Genomic DNA, 20699 nt, shown 5'->3' on the forward strand with positions numbered 1-20699 from the left:
AGAATTCACCAACCGGCGCGGCCACCTATCGGCCATCAAAATTGACGCCGACCGGACTCCGTAATCGTCGCGCTACAGCCTGCGCGCCGATCGCCACCGAAAGCCGCTCCTGCGGCAGCTGGTTCATCAGATAGGCGAAGCCCTGCCCCTCGGCGCCGATGCAGTTGGTGATCGGCACGCGGACATCCTCGAAGAACAGTTCCGACGTGTCGGCCGAATGCTGGCCGATCTTGTCCAGGTTGCGCCCGCGCTTGAAGCCTTCGCGGTCGGCCTCCACCAGGATCAGGCTGATCCCCTTGGCGCCCAGCGTCGGATCGGTCTTGGCCACGACGATCACGATATCGGCGTTCTGGCCGTTGGTGATGTAGGTCTTGCTGCCGTTGATCACATAATGATTGCCGTCGCGCCGGGCGGAGGTGCGCACGCCCTGCAGGTCCGATCCGGCGCCCGGCTCGGTCATCGCGATGGCCGCGATCGCCTCGCCCGACACCATCTTCGGCAGCCAGGCCTGCTTCAGCTCCTCGGACGCATAGTCCACCAGATAATCGGCGGCGATATCGGTATGGAGCGGCAGGCCGGCGGTGGAGCCGGAATACCACAGCTCCTCGTCCACGATCGCGGCATAGCCGAAATCCAGGCCCAGGCCGCCATATTGCTCGGGAACCTGCGGGCAGAGCAGCCCCGCCTCGCCGCACTTCAGCCAGAAGTCGCGGTCGACGATTCCCTCATGCTCCCAGCGGTCCAGGTTCGGGACCAGCTCGCGCTCGAAGAGCTTGCGCACCGTCTCCCGGAACTGTTCGTGGTCCGCCGTATAGGCCGTCCGCCCCCCGACATTCAGCATCGCATTCCTCCTACCTTTTGGGTTTCAGGTGAATGCGATTCATTTTTCTGTCAATGGAGCTCCGCGACATAGCGGGCTTCAAAGCCGATTAGCTCGTCGGTCCGCCCGGCGCGCACCTTCTCCGCCCAGTCGGGATCGGCCAGCAGCGCGCGGCCCACGGCGACCAGATCGAACTCGCCCGCGTCCAGCCGCCTCTCCACCTCGTCGATCGGCCCCGGCGCGATCGTCGCGAACAGCGGCGTCGCCGGCGGCACGTCCAGCCCGACCGTGCCCACCGCGATCGTCGGCAGGCCGCTGATCTTCTTCACCCATCCGGCGAAGCTCAGGTCGGACCCGGCAAATTCCCGCCGACTGAACCGTGCGCCCGAACAGTGGAATATGTCGACGCCGGCCTCGGCCAGCACCTCCACCAGCAACGCCAGCTCGCCCGGATCATTCGCCAGCCGCACCGACCCGTCAGGCGATTTGTCCTGCGATATGCGGATCAGGATCGGGAAATCCGGCCCCGTCGCCTGGCGCATCGCCCGCACCACCTCGGCCGCGAATCGTGCCCGTTCCTTCAGCGTCGGCCCGTTCCAGCCGTCGCTGCGCAGGTTGGTCCCGTCCCAGAGGAACTGGTCGATCAGATAGCCGTGCGCCCCGTGGATCTCCACCGCGTCGCAGCCCAGCTTCGCGGCATTGGCCGCGGCTTCGGCATAAGCCGCGATGGTATCGGCGATCGCCTCCTCGCTCATCGGCTCGGCCACCGTCTTGCCCGGCCAGGGCAGGCCGGAGGGGCTGTCGATCGGCGCTTCGGGCAGGGCCTTGGTGGCCTCATCCGGCCGGGCGCCGACATGCCATAGCTGCGGGGCGAATTTCGCGCCGGTGGCCTTCACCCCATCCACCACGGCCTGCCACCCCGCCAGCGCATCATCGCCGAACAGGTTGGGCACCGCCGGGTCGGAGCGCGATCCGTTGCGTCGGATGCCGGCGCCTTCGGACAGGATCAGCCCGACCCCGCCTTCGCCGCGCCGCCGGTAATAAGCTGCCACGTCCGCGCCAGGCGCGCCGCCCGGCGATCGCTTGCGCGTCATCGGCGCCATCACGATGCGGTTGCGCAGCTTCAGCTTGGGGTGATCGAACGGCCGGAACAGCGGCGATGCGCTCATTCCGCGGCCTCCACCAGCGTCGCGGTGCCGGCCGTCGCCGCCTGCTTCCCGGCCTGGCGGCCGAAGAAGGTGCAATCGGCAAGGCTCATGCCCGAGCTGTAGCCATGCCCCCAACGCGGCAGGCCCGATGTCGCGCGGCCGGCAGCGTAGAGGCCAAGGACCGCCCGGCCGGCGCTGTCCAGCACCTCGCCGGTCGGCAGGGTATTCAGCCCGCCCAGCGTGAAGAAGGAGAAGAAGCTCTCGCTGAAGTTCAGCTCCAGCGCCACGAACGGCCCTTCGTTCAGCACCTTCAGCCATTGCGGATGCTTGCGGTAGACCGGGTCGTGCCCTTCGGCGGCATAGCGGTTGAAGGTGTGGACGGTGGCGGCCAGCGTGCCTTCCACCATGCCCAGTTCCTGCTCCACCTCTTCCCAGGTCTCGCCCACGGCGGCGATCTCGATCCGCGAAAGCTCGAACGGACGCTCGAAGATCGCATTGTCCGCCAGCAGGAACACGCGCCCGCCCGGCTGGTCGATCATCGTGCGGCTGACGCGGCCGTGATAGCAATCCTCGTTGATGAAGCGCTGGCCGCGTTCGTTGACGATGATGCCGTAGACCAGCGACGGCGGCATGATCCACGGGCAGGTGGTGAAGAACTGGTCCATGTGGATGGCATCGCCGCCCGCGCCCATCCCCATCAGGATGCCGGAACCATTGTCATTCTCGCCGATCGGGTCGGACAGGCGCAGCGCCTCGGGCGCGTAGCGGCGCAGCATATCCTGGTTCATGCAGAAGCCGCCGGTGCAGAGCACGACCCCGCGGCTGGCCCGCACGAACTGTGGCTTGTTGTCGATCTTCACGACCAGGCCGGTGACGGCACCGTCGCGATCGGCCACCAGCGAGAGCACGCGCGCGTCGCAGCGCACCTCCACGCCCAGCTCGCGCGCCTTGGCTTCCAGCACGTCGACCAGCCGGCGCCCGCCGCCCCAGCCCATATGCTGGATCACATGGCCGCGCGGCGCGGGCCTGGACTTTTCGCTGAACGGCCAGGCTTCCTCGCTGCCCGACCAGATCAGGGTATCGTCGGTCTCCGGCTCGATGATCTTGCCCGGCACGAAGGTGCCCTTATAGGGCACGCCCTGATCCTTGAGCCACTGGAAGTGCGCCAGGCTTTCCCGCGCATAGAGCGAGACCTTGGCGGCATCGGCATCGGGGCCGCCCGCCATCATCAGATAGGCTTCCAGCGCCTCGACGCTATCGTCGAACCCGGCCGCCTGCTGCACGTCCGTGCCGCCGCCGACATAGATCTCGCCGCCCGAAAGCGCGGAGGCGCCGCCGCTGCCCGATCCCATCTCGAAGATGGTGGTCCGCGCGCCGGCCCGTGCCGCCTCGATCGCGGCGCTGGCGCCGCTCGCGCCGAAGCCGACGATCGCGACCTCGGTCTCGATGTCCCAGTGCGCCACATCCTCGTGCGCGAAAGGCCGCGCGGTGGTGAAATCGGTCATGCCCTATCCTCTCCGGCTCCGCCTTTTGGCTGGCGTTCGCCCTTCAGGCCGCGTCGCGAGCCTTGATCATGTCCAGCGCGACGTCGACGATCATGTCCTCCTGCCCGCCGACCATCTTGCGCCGGCCGAGCTCGACCAGGATCGCGCGGGTGTCGAGGCCGTAATCCGCCGCCGCCTTCTCGGCATGGCGAAGGAACGACGAATAGACGCCGGCATAGCCGAGCGCGAGCGTCTCGCGATCGACGCGGACCGGCCGATCCTGCAAGGGACGCACGAGATCCTCGGCCGCGTCCATCAGCTTCATCACGTCGCAGCCATGGTTCCAGCCCTTGCGGTCGACGGCGGCGATGAACACCTCCAGCGGCGCATTGCCCGCGCCCGCGCCCATGCCGGCAAGGCTGGCGTCGATGCGGATGCCGCCTTCCTGCACCGCGACGATCGAATTGGCGACGCCGAGCGAGAGATTGTGGTGCGCGTGCATGCCGCGCTGCGTCTCGGGCTTCAGCACCCGGTCATAGGCCTGGAAGCGGGCGCGAACGCCGTCCATGTCCAGCGCGCCGCCGCTGTCCGTCACATAGACGCACTGCGCGCCATAGCTTTCCATCAGCAGGGCCTGCTGGGCGAGCTGCTCGGGCTCGATCATGTGGCTCATCATCAGGAAGCCGGACACGTCCATGCCCAGATCGCGGGCAATGCCGATATGCTGCTTGGAAACGTCCGCCTCGGTGCAGTGGGTCGCCACGCGCACCGAACGCACGCCCAGGTCATAGGCGCGGCGAAGCTCCTCGACGGTGCCGACGCCCGGCAGGATCAGGGTGGTCAGCACCGAACGGGTCAGCACGTCGGCCACGGCCTCCAGCCATTCCCAGTCGGTATGGGCGCCGAAGCCGTAGTTGAAGCTCGCGCCCGAAAGCCCGTCGCCATGCGCGACCTCGATGGCGTCGACGCCGGCCTCGTCCAGCGCCTTGGCGATCGCCCGGACATGATCGAGGCCATACATGTGGCGGATCGCGTGCATGCCATCACGCAGCGTCACGTCCTGGATGTAGAGCTTGGTAGTGGTGGGATCGAAGGTCATCGTCACTTTCTCCCGTCCCCTCCCGTCATTCCCGCGAAAGCGGGAATCCATGGACGCGGGACGTTTCCAAATCAGCCGTTCCACCTCCGTGGATCCCCGCTTTCGCGGGGACGACGGGAGGGGGCAGTGCCGCTCAGGCCGCGGCCTTCTGGTCCAGCAGGCGGCGCGCCATCAGCTCGCCGGTCGCCTTGGCGGCGGCGGTCATGATGTCGAGATTGCCCGAATAGCTCGGCAGGTAATCGCCGGCGCCCTCCACCTCGAGGAAGATCGAGGTCTTGATGCCGGTGAATTCGCCGCGGCCGGGGATCTTCAGCTTGTTGTTGTCGCCGAAGCGCTCGAACTGCACTTCCTGCTTCAGCCGATATCCCGGCACATATTCCTGAACCTTGGCCACCATCGCCTTCACCGATGCGCGGATCGTCTCTTCATCGGCCCCTTCGGAAAGCGTGAACACCGTGTCGCGCATGATCATCGGCGGCTCGGCGGGGTTGAGGATGATGATCGCCTTGCCCTTTTCGGCGCCGCCCACCTTCTCGATCGCGCTGGCGGTCGTGCGGGTGAACTCGTCGATATTGGCGCGGGTGCCGGGGCCGGCCGACCGCGACGAGACGGAAGCCACGATCTCGGCATAATGGACCTTGGCCACCTGGCTCACCGCCGCCACCATCGGGATGGTCGCCTGGCCGCCGCACGTCACCATGTTGACGTTGCCCTCGGCCAGATGCTCTTCCATGTTCACGGGCGGAATGGTGAAGGGGCCGATCGCTGCCGGCGTCAGGTCCACCACCAGCTTGCCGTCGGCGCGCAGCGCCGCATCGTGCACCTTGTGGGCATAAGCGGACGTCGCGTCGAAGACGATCCCGATCTCGGGATAGACGTCCATCGCCTTCAGGCCGTCGAGCCCCTCATGCGTGGTGGCGACGCCGCGCTCGCGCGCCATCGCCAGCCCTTCGGACTTCTCGTCGATGCCGACGACAGCCACCAGCTCCATATTCTGGGGATATTTGATCATCTTGATCATCAGGTCGGTGCCGATATTGCCCGAACCGATGATCGCCGCCTTCACCTTACCCACGTCGCTGCTCCTCAGACGAACCGGGCGACGCAGCGCCCGATCCCATGCAGTTCCATCTCGAAAACATCGCCCGCAACCGCCGGCGCCAGCGGCACCAGGCTGCCGGAAAGGATGACATCGCCGGCATTCAGCGTCACGCCGTAAGCGCCCAGCGTATTGGCCAGCCATGCCACCGCCTGCAGCGGCGAACCCTGCACCGCCGATCCATAGCCTTCGGAAAGCGGCTCGCCATTCTTGGTCACAGTCACATGAAGGCCCGGCAGGTCCAGCCCGCGCGGATCGACGCGCGCCTCGCCCAGCACGAACACCCCGCAGGAGGCGTTGTCCGCCACGGTATCGACGATGCCGATCTTCCAGTCCTGGATGCGGCTGTCGACGATCTCGAAGCAGGGCGCGATGCTTTCGGTCGCGGCCAGCACGTCCTCGGCCGTCACGCCGGGGCCGTTCAGGTCCGATTTCAGGATGAAGGCGATCTCGGCCTCCGCGCGCGGCTGGATCAGTCCCGTCGCGGCGATGTCGATATCGCCTTCCACCCACATGCGATCGGTGAGGAAGCCGAAATCGGGCTGGTGCACGCCCAGCATGTCCTGCACGGCCTTGCTGGTGACGCCGATCTTCTTGCCGACCACCTTCTCGCCATCGGCCCGCCGCCGCGCCAGCGCATCCAGCGAGATGGCATAGGCATCGTCGATGGTGAGCGCCGCATCGCGCGCGATGAGCGGGGGCACCGTCCGCCGCTCACGCAGGGCCTGATAGAGTTCCTGCCCGTAAAGTTCCGCCTTGCTCAAAGCCTGATCCTCCCGATCGGTCTCGTGGCCACGCCCTTCTCCATCCCTACAGGAAGAAGAAGGACGGCCCCTCGCCCATCAGGCCGTTCGTCAGGTCCGGCCCCATATTGTTCGGATCGTTGGCGACGTGCGCGCGCGCGGCGTTGAGGTCCAGCCAGGGCTGCACGATCGGGCTGCTATTGTAGATCGCCCGTCCGCCCAGCAGCGGCATCAGGTCGTCGACCAGATCAGCGCACCGCCGCACCACGCTGGACGACTGGTAGCGATAGAGGGTGCGCTTATCCATCGGGATCGGCTCGCCCGTCTCCGCGACCGCGATCAGATCGTCGAAGTTGCGGCGGAGGGTCAGCTCCATCTCGTCGAGCTGCGCATAGGCCTTGGCGATGGCGTTCAGCAACACGGGATCGCTCTTGGAAGCCTTGCCCGTGTTGGTCGAAACGCGATCCTTGGTGATCTGCAGCGCCGCATCGATCGCCGCGCGGGTGCCGCCCAGCGCGGAGGACGAGACCAGCCGCAGGAACACCTGCGCCCAGGGCAGGCGGAACAGCGGCGCGTCATTTTCCTTCTGTCCCGGATTGGTGCAGAGGAAGCCGTCGGACGATTTGTGCGTGCGATAATCGGGCACGAAGGCGCGCTCGACAACGATGTCGTGGCTACCAGTGCCCTGCAGGCCGAACACATCCCAGGTGCGATCGATCGCATAATCGCTACGGGGGACCAGGAAGGTTCGCATGTCCGGCGGATCGCCGGCGTTGAGCGGCGGGATCATCGCGCCCAGCAGCACCCACTGGCAATGCTCGCTGCCCGAGGAAAAGCCCCAGCGACCCGACAGGTAGAAGCCGCCTTCCGCCCGCTCCACCTTACCGACCGGCTGGTAGGACGAGGATACGAGGATGCTGTCATCCTCGCCCCACACGTCCACCTGCGCCTGGTTGTGGAACAGCGCCAGCTCATAAGGATGGCCGCCGACGACGCCATAGACCCAGCCCGTCGACATGCAGCCCTGCGCCAGCAGCTTCTGCACCTCGAAGAAGACGTTAGGATGCATCTCGTAACCGCCCCAGCGCTTGGGCTGGAGGATGCGGAAGAAGCCGGCCGCCTGCATCTCGGCGATGGTCTCGTCGGGCACCTTGCACTCGGCCGTGGCCTGCGCCGCGCGGGCCTTCAGCGCCGGCACCATCGCACGGGCGCGCTCGATCAGCTCCTCAGCCGATGGAATCACCTGGGAGCCTTTCGAATTCAATGCAGTTGCCATCCAACTCTCCAAAAGAAACCCGCCTTGGCAGTGTCGCCGCCTGGCGACTGCCCCCGCCGGCAGGTTCACCTTATTCGTAGCGAAACTAGCATCCGCCTACGCAAGTCGTCAACACAACATGATATGATTCGCGCGGTCGCGAAGAGCAATGCGGGCGAGCGCCGCCCATGCCGAATCGAGCCACAAACAGATATGCGCAACAATTTGGCCTTTACGTTACGCATTTCCTATGTTGGATGGCCGATCGAAAAGGCATCGAATGAAGGAGGCAGGATATGGCTGACAAGGTGGCGGTCGTCACGGGTGCGAGTCGCGGCGCGGGCGCGGGCATCGCCCGTGCGCTGGGCGCGGAAGGATATAAGGTCTACGTCACCGGCCGCACCACCAAGGAGGGATCGGCCGATCTCCCCGGCACCATCCACAGCGTCGTCAAGGAAATACAGGATGCCGGCGGCGAAGCCGTGGCCGTCGCCGTCGATCACGCGAAGGACGATCAGGTCGAAGCGCTGTTCAAGCGGATCGAGGCCGAGGATGGCCGGCTGGACGTCTTGGTCAACAACGTCGCCCATATCCACGATCAGCTCATCACCCCCGGCGGCTTCTGGGAACGCCCGCTCGGGCTGGTGGATATCCTGAACGTCGGCCTGCGCTCGCAATATGTCGCCAGCTTCTATGCCACGCCGCTGATGATCCGCACCGGCGGCGCGCTGATCGCCTTCACCTCCTCCTTTGGCAGCGTCTGCTACATGCACGGCCCGGCCTATGGCGCGCAGAAGGCGGGCGTGGACAAGTTCGCTGCCGACATGGGCGTCGACCTGAAGGATCATGATGTCGCCGCGGTCGCGGTGTGGATGGGTCCGCTCGTCACCGAACGCACCCGCCGCGCCGCCGATGAGCGGCCAGATCAATATACCGAATTCCTCAAGATCGGCGAGACGCCGGAATTCACCGGCCGGGTGATCGCTGCGATCCATCGCGATCCGAAGCGGATGGAGCTTTCCGGCCAGACGGTGATCGGCGCCGAGCAGGCTGAAATCTACGGCATCCAGGATAATGGCAAGACGCCGCCCTCCTATCGCGAGATGCTCGGCGCGCCGCGCATTCCGCACCCTGCCATCGTGCGCTGATCTACGGCGCGACCAAGCGGAACCGTGAAGGAAAGGCCCGGCATCGTCCGGGCCTTTTCCGTTCCGGGCGGAGGCGCTAAGCGGCGGCGATGGCGAAGGCGAAACGAACAGGCCGCAAGCGAAAACCGGCGACGACATCGTGGCCCCGGCGCATCCTGCGCTGGAGCATCCGCGGGGCGATCGCCTTCGTCGCCGGATCGCTGGTTTGGGTGCTCATCTACAAGTTCGTGCCGCCCCCCGTCACCTTCACGATGATCGGCAATGCGGTGGACGGGCGCGGCATCCACAAGGACTGGATGAGCCTTTCGCGGATGGACCCGAACATGGCGCGCGCCGCCATCGGCGGGGAGGACTGGAATTTCTGCTCGCACAACGGTTTCGACTTCAAGGCCATCCAGCAGGCGATGAAGGAGAATGCCGATGGCGGCCGTATCCGCGGCGGATCGACGATCAGCCAGCAGACTGCGAAAAACGCCTTCCTGTGGCAGGGCGGCGGCTATTTCCGAAAAGGGCTGGAAGCCTGGTTCACCGTCCTGATCGAAACGATCTGGGGCAAGAAGCGGATCATGGAGGTCTATCTCAACATCGCCGAAACGGGCATCGGCACCTATGGCGCCAATGCCGGCGCCCAGCGCTATTTCCGGCACGATGCCTCGCATCTGACCGCGACGGAGGCCGCCCGCATCGCCGCCGTGCTGCCGCTGCCCAAGAAGCGCGAGGCCGTCGCCCCCACCGGTTTCACCCGCCGCCACGGCAACCGCATCGCCACCCGTATCGGCGTGGTCCAGCGGAGCGGCTTCGATCGCTGCCTCCGCTGACCGGCACGATCAGCCGCCGGGCGCGGCGGCGCGGCGACCCAGCATTTCGTCGACCCATTCGGGCACCAGCAGGCCCGCCGGCCCGACCCGGCTTTCATGAAAGAAATGGCTTCCCGCCGAGGGATCGAGATTGAGTTCGAGCGTCTCGGCGCCACGATAGCGCGCGGTCTGGACGAAACCGGCCGCCGGATAGACCGCGCCCGACGTGCCGATCGAAACGAAAAGGTCGGCCTCCGCCAGCGCCTCCTCGATACGCTCCATCTGGTAGGGCATCTCCCCGAAGAACACGATGTCGGGCCGCAGCCCACCCTTGCCTCCGCATAACGGACAGGCCGGGCCGTCGGCCAGCGTCCCCTCCCACCGCACACGCCCGCCGCATTCCCGGCAGAGCGCGGATTTCAGCTCGCCATGCATGTGCAGCATGCGCCGTGCTCCTGCCCGCTCGTGCAGGTCGTCGACATTCTGGGTCACGATCAGCAGTTCGCCCGGCCATTCGGCATCGAGCCGCGCCAGCGCATGATGCGCGGCATTTGGCACGACCTTCGCCAGCGCCGCGCGCCGTATGTCGTAGAAATTCTGAACGAGCGCCGGGTTGCGCGCCAGCGCCTGGGGCGTGCAGATTTCCTCGACGCGATGCCCCTCCCAAAGCCCGTCCGGTCCCCGGAACGTGGCCAGCCCGCTCTCCGCCGAAATGCCGGCCCCCGTCAGGACCAGGATGGTTTCGATATCACGCATGCCGCCACCATAAGCCGCGATCGCGGACATCGCCATGTCATGGCGCTGCAATATCGGCGCCATAAAGCCCCGTCATGGCGACACGTTTCCTACCGTCCATGGCCGGCGCGAAAGCCCAGGGTTCCGCGCGCGAATGGATGATCGCGATCGGCGCGGGCCTGCTGCTGTCGGCCGGGCTGGTGGCGCTGATCCGCCCCGCGCCGCCGGAAGGCGACTCCGGCGAGGCCGCCGTCTCCGCGCCATCGCCGATCACCGCCGAGCCCCAGACGCCGCCCCCGCCCGCGATGCCGGAGCCCCAGCCCGCGCCCGCCGCGCCATCGGCCAATATATCGGGGCTGATCCTGCGCGGCGTCATGGGGCCGAGCGCCACGGGTGCCGCGATCATCGAATTTCCCGGCGGTAGGCAGGGACGCTTCGTCGTCGGACGGGAAGTCCTGCCTGGCGTGGTCGTGAAGGCGATCGAGCCGCAATCCATCTTGCTTTCCGCCAACGGCACGGAAAGCCGCCTCGCCCTGCCCGGCGCGGACATCGCCTCGCTCGGCGGCCCGGCCAGGCCCGCCGCCCCGCCCGATCTCGCATCCCAGACCAACGCCTTCCGCACCGGCCTGACCCCCGTGAAAAGGGCGGACGGCCGCGTTACCGGCTTCACCATCCGCGAAGGCGTGAACATGCCCGCCTTCGCCGGGGCCGGCCTCAGGCCCGGTGACGTCATCGTCGGCGTCAACGGCCGCGCCTTCGCGAGCGAGGATGAGGTGAACAAGCTCGCCAACGAAATTGCAATCTCGCCGATGGTGACGTTCAAATATCGGCGCAACAACCGGACCATGGAGGCAAGGCTGGAAACGACCAACCCGTGAACATGCGGTTCATTGCAGTTTCATGACAACAATATGACCGTCGGATTGCGATGATATTTCAAATATATTTCATGTATATTCTCGGTCGCCTCATTCATCCCCTGTAATATTACTATCATTTTACCCCTCTAGGGCGGCCCTCGCATCGGCACTGTCGAATCCCACGGGGCGGATTCGGGGAAAGCCGGCGGCCTGCCAAACACAGAGGGGCAAATATGAGCTATCTTCGTAACATCCTCCTCATGGGGAGCGCGCTTTCGCTGGTCGCGTGCGGCGCTGACGACGTCGCCTCGCCGGGCGACGGCGTCATCGTGACGCCCACGCCGACTCCGACCCCCACGCCCACCCCGACGCCGACTCCCACGCCGATCCCAACGCCCACCGATTGCCCCACCGGCACCACCAACGGCGGCATCATCAGCGGTTTCCGCAACTGCGTGCTCCAGGGCCGCATCTCTTCGAACCTGCTGCTTCGGAAGATCGACGGCCTCGTCTATTCGCTTTCGGGCCGCGTCGACGTCGGCACCGATGTCGGCGGCGCGGGCACCGGCGGCCAGAGCGCCGTGCTCACGGTCGAACCGGGCGTGACCATTTTCGGATCGTCGGGCAACGACTTCCTCGTCGTGAACCGCGGCTCCCAGCTCTTCGCCGAAGGATCGGCCACCGATCCGATCATCTTCACCTCGCGGTCCAATGTCGAGGGCACGGCAACCGACAGCAGCCAGGGCCTGTGGGGCGGCGTCGTCCTGCTCGGCCGCGCGCCGATCAGCGATTGCAACACCAACACCACCGGCGGCGCGGTCGACTGCCAGAACGTGGTCGAAGGTACCACCAACGCGCTCTACGGCGGCGCCACGGCGAACGACAACAGCGGCACGCTCCGCTATGTCCAGATCCGCTATTCGGGCTTCGCGATCGCGCCGGGCAACGAGCTTCAGGGCCTCACCCTCGGCGGCGTCGGTTCGGGCACGGTGCTGGATCACATCCAGATCCACAACAGCTCGGACGACGGCATCGAAATCTTTGGCGGCCGCCCGAACCTGAAATATCTGGTCATCACCGGCGCGGACGATGACGGCCTCGATACCGACCTCGGCTACAAGGGCTTCATCCAGTTCGTGATCGCCGTGCAGCGCGACGCCAATAACGGCGACTCGATGATCGAGGCGGACTCGAACGGCAACGAAAACGCCACGCCGCGCCAGAATACGCGCCTCGCCAACTTCACCTTCATCCAGCGTTCCGAAGTGCAGGGGGAAAACACCATCCTGCTGCGCGGCGGCACCGACTATACGATGGTGAACGGCATCGTCATCGGCACCAGGAACTGCCTCGACATCGACGGCCAGGGCGGATCGACCACCCAGCCCGCCGATCCGGCCAGGGACGAAGCCGGCCCGCCGGTCTTCCATTCGATCGTGATGTCCTGCCCCACGCCGTTCCGTGACGAGACGGATACGCCCGCGGCGGAAATCCAGACGATCTTCAACAGCGGCACCAACAACAATGCCAATTACACGCCGACGCTGACGAACGTCTTCATCAACGGCGCCAATGAAGCGGCGGTGACCGCGTTCGACGCGAGCACGCTCGGCAGCTTCTTCCAGCGCACCAACTATATCGGCGCCGTCCGCGACGCGAACGACACCTGGTATGCCGGCTGGACCTGCAACGCGAGCTACGTCTCGTTCGGCAGCAGCAGCCGCAACTGCACCGCGCTCTGATTCGGCGCGCCTTCTGAACCGGGGGCGGCGGCCGCATGGGCGCCGCCCCGCACTCGTTATCAGGGATTCCGGGGGACATATGACGAAACCTCTCACCATGGGCAGCCTGCTCCTGCTCACCACCGCGCTGGTGGCGCCCTCCGCGCTGGCGCAGACAACGGGCGCGGCCGATCCGCAGGAGGAGAAGGTCGAAGTCTCGATCCCCGGCGGCAGCGGGGGCGATATCGTCGTCACCGGCCGCAACATCCCGGAACCGATCCGCGCCACGCCCGAGGTCGTTTCCGTCCTCTCGACGGCTGAAATCGCCCGCACCGGCGAAGGCGACATCGCCGGCGCGCTCCAGCGCGTGACCGGCCTCAGCGTCGTCGGCAACGGTTACGTCTATGTGCGCGGCCTCGGCGATCGTTATTCGGCCGCCCTTCTCAACGGCTCTCCCCTGCCCTCGCCCGAGCCGCTGAAGCGCGTGGTTCCGCTCGATATCTTCCCGACCAACGTGCTTTCCTCGGCGCTCGTCCAGAAAAGCTATTCGGTGAACTATCCGGGCGAATTCGGCGGCGGCGTGATCAACCTCACCACCAAGGCCGTGCCCACCAAGCCCTTCCTGGAATTCGGCGCCAGCGTCGGCGCGAATACCGAGACCACCGGCAAGCTCGGCTACACCTATTACGGATCGAGCACCGACTGGATCGGCTTCGACAGCGGCAATCGCGACGTGCCCGACGGCATCAAGCAGGCGATCAAGAGCGGCAAGCCGATCAACGGCGGCAACTACACCACGGCGGAGTTGCAGGGCTTCGCCTCCAGCCTCACCAACGCGCCCACCACGCTCCTGCAGCGCAACGGCGATATTCCCGCCAACTTCTCGTTCGATCTGTCGGGCGGCAAGTCCTGGGATACGGCCGGCGGGCAGCTCGGCCTGATCGCCGCGGCCTCCTACAGCAACAGCTGGCGCACGCGCGACGTGCTACAGCAGAGCTCGCTCGATCCGGAGCTCGCCGGCACGCCGCAAACCAATTTCAACACCGTCATCACCGAAAACCGCGTGCTGCTGAACGGCCTGCTCGGCCTCGGCTACGAATTCGGCGACGGCCAGGCGATCCGCTGGACCAACCTCTACATCCGCGACGTGCTGAAGCAGGGCCGCCTGTCGTCCGGCTTCGACCGCAACGTCTCCGATCCGGTCGCGGGCCAGCCCGATCCGCTGATCAAGCAGAACACCTACTGGTTCGAACGCCAGCTCATCGACACCCAGCTCGTCGGCGAATTCAAGCTCGGCAATTTCGATGTCGACCTGCGCGGCACTTATGCCAACTCCAAGCGCAAGTCGCCCTATGAGCGCGGCTTCAGCTACACCTACAACAACACCGCGCACGATTATATCAACAACCTCGCCTCGGGCGGGCAGAGCGCGGACATCGCCTTCAGCGACCTCAACGAGAATGTCTATGCCGCCGCGGGCGACGTCACCTATCAGCTGCCGACCGCGCTGAAGGCAAAGGTCTCGGCCGGCTACGCCTATACCAAGACGGACCGCAGCTCCTCGCGCTACCAATATCAATATTTCCGGCCGGATGGCGCTCTGCCCCTGGCGGTGGCGCAGGAACGGCCCGACTATCTGGTGTCGGACTATAATATCTACACCTACAACATCCAGCTGCGCGACGTCTCCTCCTCGCAGGGCGCGGCCGCTTATGATGCCGGGCTGGAGATCAACGCCGGCTATCTGCAGGCGGAGGCGGAATTCCTCCCCGGCCTGTCGGCAACCGCCGGCGTGCGCTACGAAGATGCCAAGGAAACCGTGCGGCCGATCGGCGAAGGGCTGGTGCAGACCAACCTCAAGAAGGATTATTTCCTGCCGGCGGCCACGATCACCTGGAACTTCGCGGAGGACATGCAGCTTCGCATCGCGGGATCGAAGACGATCGCCCGGCCTCAGTTCCGCGAGCTCGCCGAGCAGCTCTATCAGGATTATGAATCCGATCGCCAGTTCACCGGCAACCCGCGCCTGGTGGACAGCAAGCTCACCAATGCCGAGGCCCGCTACGAATATTATTTCGGCCGGGGCGAGCGGGTAACGGTAGCCGGCTTCTACAAGAAGATCGACAATCCGATCGAAACCGTGGCCTTCTTCGCGGGCGGCGGCGCGCTCCGCACCGGCTTCGCCAACGCGCCCGAAGCGCAGCTCTACGGCGGCGAGATCGAGCTTCAAAAATATTTCCCGCTCGAGCCCGTGTTCGGCAGCGCGGATTTCTGGGCCTCGCGGCGCCTGCTGGTCGCGGCCAACTACACCTACACCCATTCCAAGCTGAAGGTCGGCGACCAGATCGTCTATGGCCCGCAGCAGGATCAGATCGCGGCCAACCTGCTGTTCCGGGATGGCGCCCCGCTTACCGGCCAGTCCGATCACATCGCCAACCTGCAGATCGGCTTCGAAAGCACGGACAAGATCTCGCAGCAGACACTGATGATCACCTATGCCAGCAAGCGCGTCACCAATCGCGGCCCGATCCAGGGCGAGGCACGCCAGCCCGATATCGTGGAAAAGCCCGGCCTGCGCTTCGATCTGGTCGCGCGCGAGGAAGTGAACTTCCTCGGCTCCACCGTCGAGATCAAGGCCGAGGCGCGCAACCTCACCGCCACCAAATATCAGGAATATCAGCAGTCGGATGCGGCGCGCATCTACCTCAACCGCTACGACATCGGCCGCAGCTTCTCGCTGGGCGCCAGCGTAAAGTTCTGATCTTTCCCGAAAGGCTCAGGCGCGCGTTCCGAAAGGAGCGCGTGCCTTTCCCTTGCGGACGGCCGTGCGCAACCCGCCCTCGGCGGAAACCCCGTCAATCGCCGTCAAACGCCACCAGCGCCCCGACCGGCACGCCCTCGGCCTCGATCTTCGCCACGCCGCCCAGGTCGGGCAGGTCGATCACGAAGCCCGCGCCGCCCACCATCGCGCCCGCCTTGCGGAGCAGCCGGATTGCCGCCAGCGCCGTCCCGCCCGTCGCGATCAGGTCGTCGACCAGCAGCACCCGGCATCCCGGCACCACCGCGTCGGCATGCATCTCGATGCGATCCTCGCCATATTCCAGCGCATAGTCGACACCCACCGTCCGCCCCGGCAGCTTGCCGTTCTTGCGGATCAGCAGCAGCCCCGTTCCCAATCTCTGCGCCACCGCCGCGCCGAAGATGAAGCCGCGCGCCTCGATGCCCGCGACCAGATCGAACGGCCCACCATGCATCGTGGCCAGCCGGTCGATGGTCGCGGCCAGCCCTTCGGCATTCAGCAGCAGCGTGGTGATGTCGCGGAACTGGATGCCGGGCTTCGGGAAATCGGGAATGGTGCGGATCAGCGCGGCCAGATCGGCATTGGCGGTATCGGTCATGCAGCGGTTCCCGTGGTTGGCATCACGGTTGATAAGGCAGCGACCGCTTATGGCATAGCCCCGCTACGGTCATCTTTGCCCAAACGAAATCGGCGGGAGCAGCCTCCAGGCCGCCCCCGCCGACAATCTCGATCCGGCCGAAACCGGCCTGAATGGCGGGCGACCGGAACCCGGCCGCCCGCTCATCCTCAGTGCTTGATGCCCGACCAGACGTTCCGGTAGGCCATGAAGGCCAGCCCGGTGGCGATCAGCAGGAAGATCACCACGGCAACGCCGGTGCGGTGGCGGCTCTCCAGCTTCGGCTCCGCCGTCCAGACGAGGAAGGCCGAAACGTCCTGCGCCATCTGGTCCACGGTCGCCGGAGTGCCATCGGCATAGGTGACCTGGCCGTCCGCCACCAGCGGCGGCGGCATCGCGATGTTCAGGTTCGCGAAATAGGGGTTGTAGTGCAGCCCCGTGCCGGTCTTGGAATCCGGGAACTTCTTCAGCAGTTCCGCCGGCTGGTCCTGATACCCGGTCAGCAGCGAGTGGACATAGGCGGCGCCGTCATGGCGGGCCTTGGTCATCAGCGACAGATCCGGCGGCAGCGCGTTGTTGTTCGCCGCACGCGCCGCAACCTCGTTGGGATAGGGCGTGGGGAACTTGTCGGCCGCCTCGGCCTTGCGCGTGGCGGGCTCGCCCGTGTCCGGGTTCACCGAAGGCACTTCGATGGCCCACTGCTTCGCGATCGCCTTCACCTCGGCTTCGGTGAAGCCGACTTCGTGCAGGTCGCGGAACGACACATATTTCAGCGAGTGGCAGGCAGCGCAGACTTCCTTGTAGACCTGGAAGCCGCGCTGGAGCTGCTGGCGATCGAACCGGCCCAGCGGACCGTTGCTCGCCAGCGCCAGCGGCTTGGGATGGAGGTGGAACTCATGCTCGGCGGTGGCGGCGGGCGGCTCCTTGATGAAGTTCACCGCGCCGACGACCAGCGAGAAGAGCAGGACGAATGCAAAACCCAGCCCGACGAGGGCACCGATGGGACGGACCATTATCGTTACCCCTTATTCCGCGGCCACGGCCTGCGCGTCGCCGGCGACTTCGCCATGCTTCGCGAGCACCGCCTCGGTGATCGAACCCGGCAGCGGCAGCGGCCGCTCGATGCGCGAGATGATCGGCAGGATGATCAGGAAGTGGGCGAAATAATAAGCCGCCGCGAGCTGCGAGATCATCACATAGGGTTCTTCCGCCGGCGCGCCGCCGCAATAGCCGAGGACGAGGACGTCCAGCACGAGGATCCAGAAGAACATCTTGAACGTCGGGCGGTAATTGCCCGAACGGACCGGCGACTTATCCAGCCACGGCAGGAAGAACAGGAGCAGGATGGCGCTGAACATCGCCAGCACGCCCCACAGCTTCGCCGGCAGGATGAAATCCACCGTGAAGGCGCGCAGGATCGCGTAGAACGGCCAGAAATACCATTCGGGCACGATGTGCGCGGGCGTCGAAAGCGGGTTCGCCGCGATATAATTGTCCGGGTGGCCGAGATAGTTCGGCGCGAAGAACAGCATGATCGCGAAGATGATCAGGAACACGCCCAGCCCGAAGCCGTCCTTGGCCGTGTAATAAGGGTGGAACGGCACCGTATCCTGCGGCCCCTTCACATCGATGCCGGTCGGGTTCGAGGAACCCGGAATGTGCAGCGCCCAGATGTGCAGGATCACCACGGCGGCGATCACGAACGGCAGCAGATAGTGCAGCGAGAAGAAGCGGTTGAGCGCGGCGTTATCCGGCGCGAAGCCACCGAGCAGCCACGTCTGGATCGGCTCGCCCACCAGCGGGATCGCACCGAACAGGCCGGTGATCACCTTGGCGCCCCAGAAGCTCATCTGCCCCCAGGGGAGCACATAGCCCATGAAGGCGGTGGCCATCATCAGCAGGAAGATGACGAGGCCGAGCAGCCACACCATCTCGCGCGGGGCCTTGTAGGACCCGTAGAAAAGGCCGCGGAAGATATGGAGATAGACGACGATGAAGAAGAAGCTGGCGCCGTTGGCGTGCGCATAGCGCAGCATCCAGCCCGAATTCACGTCGCGCATGATATGTTCGACCGACGCGAAGGCGATGTCGCCGTTCGCCGCATAGTGCATGGCGAGCACGACGCCGGTGATGATCTGGATGGCGAGCGCCGCACCCGCGAGCACGCCGAAGTTCCAGAAATAATTGAGGTTGCGCGGCACCGGATAGCCGGCGCCCACCGCGTTATAGACGAGGCGGGGCAGCGGCAGGCGATCGTCGATCCACTGCATCACCGGATGCTTCGGCGCGTAATGATTTGCCCAGGGAAAACTCATTTCAAATCACCTCAGCCGATCTGCACGACGGTGTCGGACTTGAACGCATATTCGGGAACCTGGAGGTTCTTGGGCGCGGGGCCTTTCCGAATACGGGCGGCGGTGTCGTAGTGCGAACCGTGGCAGGGGCAGAAATAACCGCCGAACTCGCCGCGATTCTCACCCTCGCCCGCGCCCAGCGGCACGCAGCCGAGATGGGTGCAGACGCCCATGGTGATGAGCCACTGCTCCTTGCCCGCCTTGGTCCGTTCCGCCAGCGTCTGCGGATCACGCAGGCTGTCGACGGGAACGGCATTGGCCTCCGCGATCTCCTTGGCCGTCAGGTGACGGATGAAGAGCGGCTGCTTGCGGAAGATCGTCTTGATCGCCTGTCCTTCGGCGATCTTGGACACGTCGACCTCGATGGAGGCCAGCGCCAGCACGTCCGCCGACGGATTCATCTGATTGATCAGCGGCAAAGCCACCGCGACCGCGCCCACGCCAGCGAAGCTGACGGCGGCGACGTTTATGAAGTCGCGACGCCGAACGCCTTCGCCTTCAGGCACGTCTGTTGGTTGTACTTGTTCGAGCGTCGCCATTCCGGAACCCTTGCGCTGCCACGAAATAAGCGCCCGCAAGGCAACCACCGTTGGCGACCACCCCTTAGACGCGACCGCCTGTTATTATCCCCCAGCGGTTCGGGCGCTGATAGCGTCGCATAGCACTCTTTGCCAACAGCATTTTGCGCACTCTTGCCCGGCCGGGACATATTCGCCTAGCGGGGCGCATGCGGATCGCCCTGTTCCAGCCCGACATCGCGGGCAATGTCGGCACCATTCTGCGCCTGGGCGCCTGTTTCGGCGTGCCCGTGGACATCATCGAGCCCTGCGGTTTTCCCTTTTCCGAACGCGGCCTCCGGCGCGCGGGCATGGATTATGCCGCCAGCGCCGATATCGCCCGCCATGCGGACTGGGATGCGTTCCGGGCCGCCACCGCGGGCCGCATCGTGCTGCTGACCACCAAAGCCGCCGTCCGCCTGCCCGAGGCGCGATTCCTGCCGGACGATATCCTGCTGATGGGGTCTGAAAGCGCCGGCGTTCCCGATCATGTCCACGAAGCGGCGGGCCTGGCCGTCAGGATTCCGATGCGGCCGGGATTCCGGTCCTTGAATGTCGCGGTCTCGGCTGGCATCGCGCTCGCCGAAGCCATTCGCCAGAACGGGAGCTTTCCGGAATGATCGAACTCGATGCCGAACAGGCGGCCGCGCGCGCCTGGTTCGAATCGCTGCGTGACCGCATCTGCGCCGAATTCGAAGCCATCGAGCGCGAGGCCGGCAGCGATGCCGCCTTCCAATACACCCCCTGGAATCGCGATGGCGATCCCGAGGCCAAAGGCGGCGGCGGCGTCCAGGGCGTGATGAAGGGGCGCGTTTTCGAAAAGGTGGGCGTCAACGTCTCCACCGTCGGCGGCGAATTCGCGCCCGAATTCGCCAGGACCATCCACGGCGCCGCCGAAAATCCCGGTTTCTTCGCGACCGGCATCAGCCTCGTCGCGCACATGGCCAATCCGCATGTGCCCGCCGTCCACATGAACACCCGCTTCCTGGTGACGACCAGGCGCTGGTTCGGCGGCGGCGCGGATCTCAATCCGCCCATCCCCAACGATGCCGATACCGCCGATTTCCACGCCCGGCTGAAAGCCGCCTGCGATGCGCATGACGCGGATTATTATCCCCGCTTCAAGCAGTGGGCGGACGATTATTTCTATATCCCCCACCGCAAGGTGCATCGCGGCGTGGGCGGCATCTTCTACGATCATCTCGAAGGCGATTTCGAAGCCAACTTCGCCTTCACCCGCGACGTGGGCGAGGCATTTCTCGATATCTTCCCCCGCATCGCCCGCCGCCGGATGCACGATCCGGCCAGCGCCGGGGATCGCGAACGGCTGCTCGCCTATCGGGGCCGCTATGCCGAATTCAACCTGGTCTATGATCGCGGCACCCTGTTCGGGCTCAAGACCGGCGGCAATATCGATGCGATCCTGATGAGCCTGCCGCCCGTCGCCACCTGGGCCTGAGCGC

At 65.7% G+C, this 20699-nt stretch carries 18 protein-coding genes and 1 pseudogene; 7 read left to right on the forward strand and 12 right to left on the reverse strand.

The window, feature by feature from the left end:
- Nucleotides 1-64 precede the first annotated feature (64 nt).
- From CV103_RS16050 to CV103_RS16080, 7 genes and pseudogenes are all read right to left on the reverse strand, one after another.
- Nucleotides 65-841, reverse strand: a pseudogene (locus tag CV103_RS16050) (acyl-CoA dehydrogenase family protein); the annotation flags it as partial.
- 50 nt (nt 842-891) lie between these two features.
- Nucleotides 892-1989: an oxidoreductase gene (locus tag CV103_RS16055; RefSeq protein WP_107395530.1), complete on the reverse strand. Its 1098-nt coding sequence runs from the start codon at nt 1987-1989 to the stop codon at nt 892-894.
- Nucleotides 1986-3473 (reverse strand): FAD-dependent oxidoreductase, encoded by a 1488-nt coding sequence (locus tag CV103_RS16060; RefSeq protein WP_107395531.1) that lies wholly within the window; start codon nt 3471-3473, stop codon nt 1986-1988. Before CV103_RS16060 ends, CV103_RS16055 begins: the two co-directional genes overlap by 4 nt.
- A 43-nt stretch (nt 3474-3516) precedes the next feature.
- Nucleotides 3517-4551, reverse strand: coding sequence for a 4-hydroxy-2-oxovalerate aldolase (gene dmpG, locus CV103_RS16065; RefSeq protein WP_107395532.1), 1035 nt, complete (start codon nt 4549-4551; stop codon nt 3517-3519).
- Between the two features lie 133 nt (nt 4552-4684).
- Nucleotides 4685-5626, reverse strand: a complete 942-nt coding sequence (locus CV103_RS16070; RefSeq protein ID WP_015457140.1) for an acetaldehyde dehydrogenase (acetylating) — start codon at nt 5624-5626, stop codon at nt 4685-4687.
- Between the two features lie 11 nt (nt 5627-5637).
- A complete protein-coding gene (locus tag CV103_RS16075) occupies nt 5638-6414 on the reverse strand; it encodes a fumarylacetoacetate hydrolase family protein (protein WP_107395533.1) in 777 nt (258 codons plus the stop codon).
- 46 nt (nt 6415-6460) lie between these two features.
- Nucleotides 6461-7669: an acyl-CoA dehydrogenase family protein gene (locus CV103_RS16080; protein WP_015457142.1), complete on the reverse strand. Its 1209-nt coding sequence runs from the start codon at nt 7667-7669 to the stop codon at nt 6461-6463.
- Nucleotides 7670-7944: 275 nt separating this feature from the next.
- Here CV103_RS16080 and CV103_RS16085 point away from each other — a divergent pair, with 275 nt between their 5' ends.
- Complete coding sequence (locus CV103_RS16085) at nt 7945-8796, forward strand: SDR family NAD(P)-dependent oxidoreductase (protein ID WP_015457143.1); 852 nt, start codon at nt 7945-7947, stop codon at nt 8794-8796.
- An 89-nt stretch (nt 8797-8885) separates the two neighbouring features.
- On the forward strand, nt 8886-9614 hold the full coding sequence (mtgA, locus tag CV103_RS16090; protein WP_015457144.1) for a monofunctional biosynthetic peptidoglycan transglycosylase: 729 nt from the start codon (nt 8886-8888) through the stop codon (nt 9612-9614).
- Nucleotides 9615-9623: 9 nt separating this feature from the next.
- On the opposite strand, the gene CV103_RS16095 is transcribed toward mtgA, so the two are convergent.
- Nucleotides 9624-10349, reverse strand: a complete 726-nt coding sequence (locus tag CV103_RS16095; RefSeq protein ID WP_107395563.1) for an NAD-dependent deacylase — start codon at nt 10347-10349, stop codon at nt 9624-9626.
- A gap of 74 nt (nt 10350-10423) precedes the next feature.
- Here CV103_RS16095 and CV103_RS16100 point away from each other — a divergent pair, with 74 nt between their 5' ends.
- The 3 genes from CV103_RS16100 to CV103_RS16110 all read left to right on the forward strand — a co-directional run bounded on the left by CV103_RS16100 (nt 10424) and on the right by CV103_RS16110 (nt 15670).
- A complete protein-coding gene (locus tag CV103_RS16100) occupies nt 10424-11206 on the forward strand; it encodes a type II secretion system protein N (protein WP_107395534.1) in 783 nt (260 codons plus the stop codon).
- 215 nt (nt 11207-11421) lie between these two features.
- Entirely contained in the window at nt 11422-12930 is a 1509-nt protein-coding gene (locus CV103_RS16105; protein WP_107395535.1) for a hypothetical protein, read from the forward strand.
- Nucleotides 12931-13009: 79 nt separating this feature from the next.
- Nucleotides 13010-15670 carry a TonB-dependent receptor domain-containing protein gene (locus CV103_RS16110; protein WP_170112652.1) on the forward strand — a complete coding sequence of 887 codons (2661 nt, stop codon included), beginning with the start codon at nt 13010-13012 and terminating at the stop codon, nt 15668-15670.
- Nucleotides 15671-15764: 94 nt separating this feature from the next.
- Here CV103_RS16110 and CV103_RS16115 read toward each other — a convergent pair whose 3' ends face one another.
- The 4 genes from CV103_RS16115 to petA all read right to left on the reverse strand — a co-directional run bounded on the left by CV103_RS16115 (nt 15765) and on the right by petA (nt 19218).
- Nucleotides 15765-16307 (reverse strand): adenine phosphoribosyltransferase, encoded by a 543-nt coding sequence (locus CV103_RS16115; RefSeq protein ID WP_107395537.1) that lies wholly within the window; start codon nt 16305-16307, stop codon nt 15765-15767.
- A 188-nt stretch (nt 16308-16495) separates the two neighbouring features.
- A complete protein-coding gene (locus tag CV103_RS16120) occupies nt 16496-17338 on the reverse strand; it encodes a cytochrome c1 (RefSeq protein WP_107395538.1) in 843 nt (280 codons plus the stop codon).
- Between the two features lie 12 nt (nt 17339-17350).
- On the reverse strand, nt 17351-18640 hold the full coding sequence (locus CV103_RS16125) for a cytochrome b (RefSeq protein ID WP_015457151.1): 1290 nt from the start codon (nt 18638-18640) through the stop codon (nt 17351-17353).
- 11 nt (nt 18641-18651) lie between these two features.
- Nucleotides 18652-19218 (reverse strand): ubiquinol-cytochrome c reductase iron-sulfur subunit, encoded by a 567-nt coding sequence (gene petA / locus CV103_RS16130; RefSeq protein ID WP_041864759.1) that lies wholly within the window; start codon nt 19216-19218, stop codon nt 18652-18654.
- A 188-nt stretch (nt 19219-19406) separates the two neighbouring features.
- On the opposite strand from petA, the gene CV103_RS16135 reads away from it, so the two are divergent.
- Nucleotides 19407-19856, forward strand: coding sequence for a tRNA (cytidine(34)-2'-O)-methyltransferase (locus CV103_RS16135; protein ID WP_107395539.1), 450 nt, complete (start codon nt 19407-19409; stop codon nt 19854-19856).
- Nucleotides 19853-20695 (forward strand): oxygen-dependent coproporphyrinogen oxidase, encoded by an 843-nt coding sequence (gene hemF, locus CV103_RS16140; RefSeq protein WP_107395540.1) that lies wholly within the window; start codon nt 19853-19855, stop codon nt 20693-20695. The genes CV103_RS16135 and hemF overlap by 4 nt, the downstream gene beginning before the upstream one ends.
- The last annotated feature ends 4 nt before the right edge of the window (nt 20696-20699 follow it).

Source organism: Edaphosphingomonas fennica (assembly GCF_003034225.1).
In the GTDB taxonomy this organism is placed as follows: domain Bacteria; phylum Pseudomonadota; class Alphaproteobacteria; order Sphingomonadales; family Sphingomonadaceae; genus Sphingomonas_E; species Sphingomonas_E fennica.

Coding starts and splice junctions, on each gene's coding strand:
- CV103_RS16055 (WP_107395530.1), bottom strand. CDS start 1,989: ATGAGCGCATCGCCGCTGTTCCGGCCGTTCGATCACCCCAAGCTGAAG.
- CV103_RS16060 (WP_107395531.1), bottom strand. CDS start 3,473: ATGACCGATTTCACCACCGCGCGGCCTTTCGCGCACGAGGATGTGGCG.
- dmpG (WP_107395532.1), bottom strand. CDS start 4,551: ATGACCTTCGATCCCACCACTACCAAGCTCTACATCCAGGACGTGACG.
- CV103_RS16080 (WP_015457142.1), bottom strand. CDS start 7,669: ATGGCAACTGCATTGAATTCGAAAGGCTCCCAGGTGATTCCATCGGCT.
- CV103_RS16085 (WP_015457143.1), top strand. CDS start 7,945: ATGGCTGACAAGGTGGCGGTCGTCACGGGTGCGAGTCGCGGCGCGGGC.
- mtgA (WP_015457144.1), top strand. CDS start 8,886: ATGGCGAAGGCGAAACGAACAGGCCGCAAGCGAAAACCGGCGACGACA.
- CV103_RS16095 (WP_107395563.1), bottom strand. CDS start 10,349: ATGCGTGATATCGAAACCATCCTGGTCCTGACGGGGGCCGGCATTTCG.
- CV103_RS16100 (WP_107395534.1), top strand. CDS start 10,424: ATGGCGACACGTTTCCTACCGTCCATGGCCGGCGCGAAAGCCCAGGGT.
- CV103_RS16105 (WP_107395535.1), top strand. CDS start 11,422: ATGAGCTATCTTCGTAACATCCTCCTCATGGGGAGCGCGCTTTCGCTG.
- CV103_RS16110 (WP_170112652.1), top strand. CDS start 13,010: ATGACGAAACCTCTCACCATGGGCAGCCTGCTCCTGCTCACCACCGCG.
- CV103_RS16115 (WP_107395537.1), bottom strand. CDS start 16,307: ATGACCGATACCGCCAATGCCGATCTGGCCGCGCTGATCCGCACCATT.
- CV103_RS16120 (WP_107395538.1), bottom strand. CDS start 17,338: ATGGTCCGTCCCATCGGTGCCCTCGTCGGGCTGGGTTTTGCATTCGTC.
- CV103_RS16125 (WP_015457151.1), bottom strand. CDS start 18,640: ATGAGTTTTCCCTGGGCAAATCATTACGCGCCGAAGCATCCGGTGATG.
- petA (WP_041864759.1), bottom strand. CDS start 19,218: ATGGCGACGCTCGAACAAGTACAACCAACAGACGTGCCTGAAGGCGAA.
- CV103_RS16135 (WP_107395539.1), top strand. CDS start 19,407: ATGCGGATCGCCCTGTTCCAGCCCGACATCGCGGGCAATGTCGGCACC.
- hemF (WP_107395540.1), top strand. CDS start 19,853: ATGATCGAACTCGATGCCGAACAGGCGGCCGCGCGCGCCTGGTTCGAA.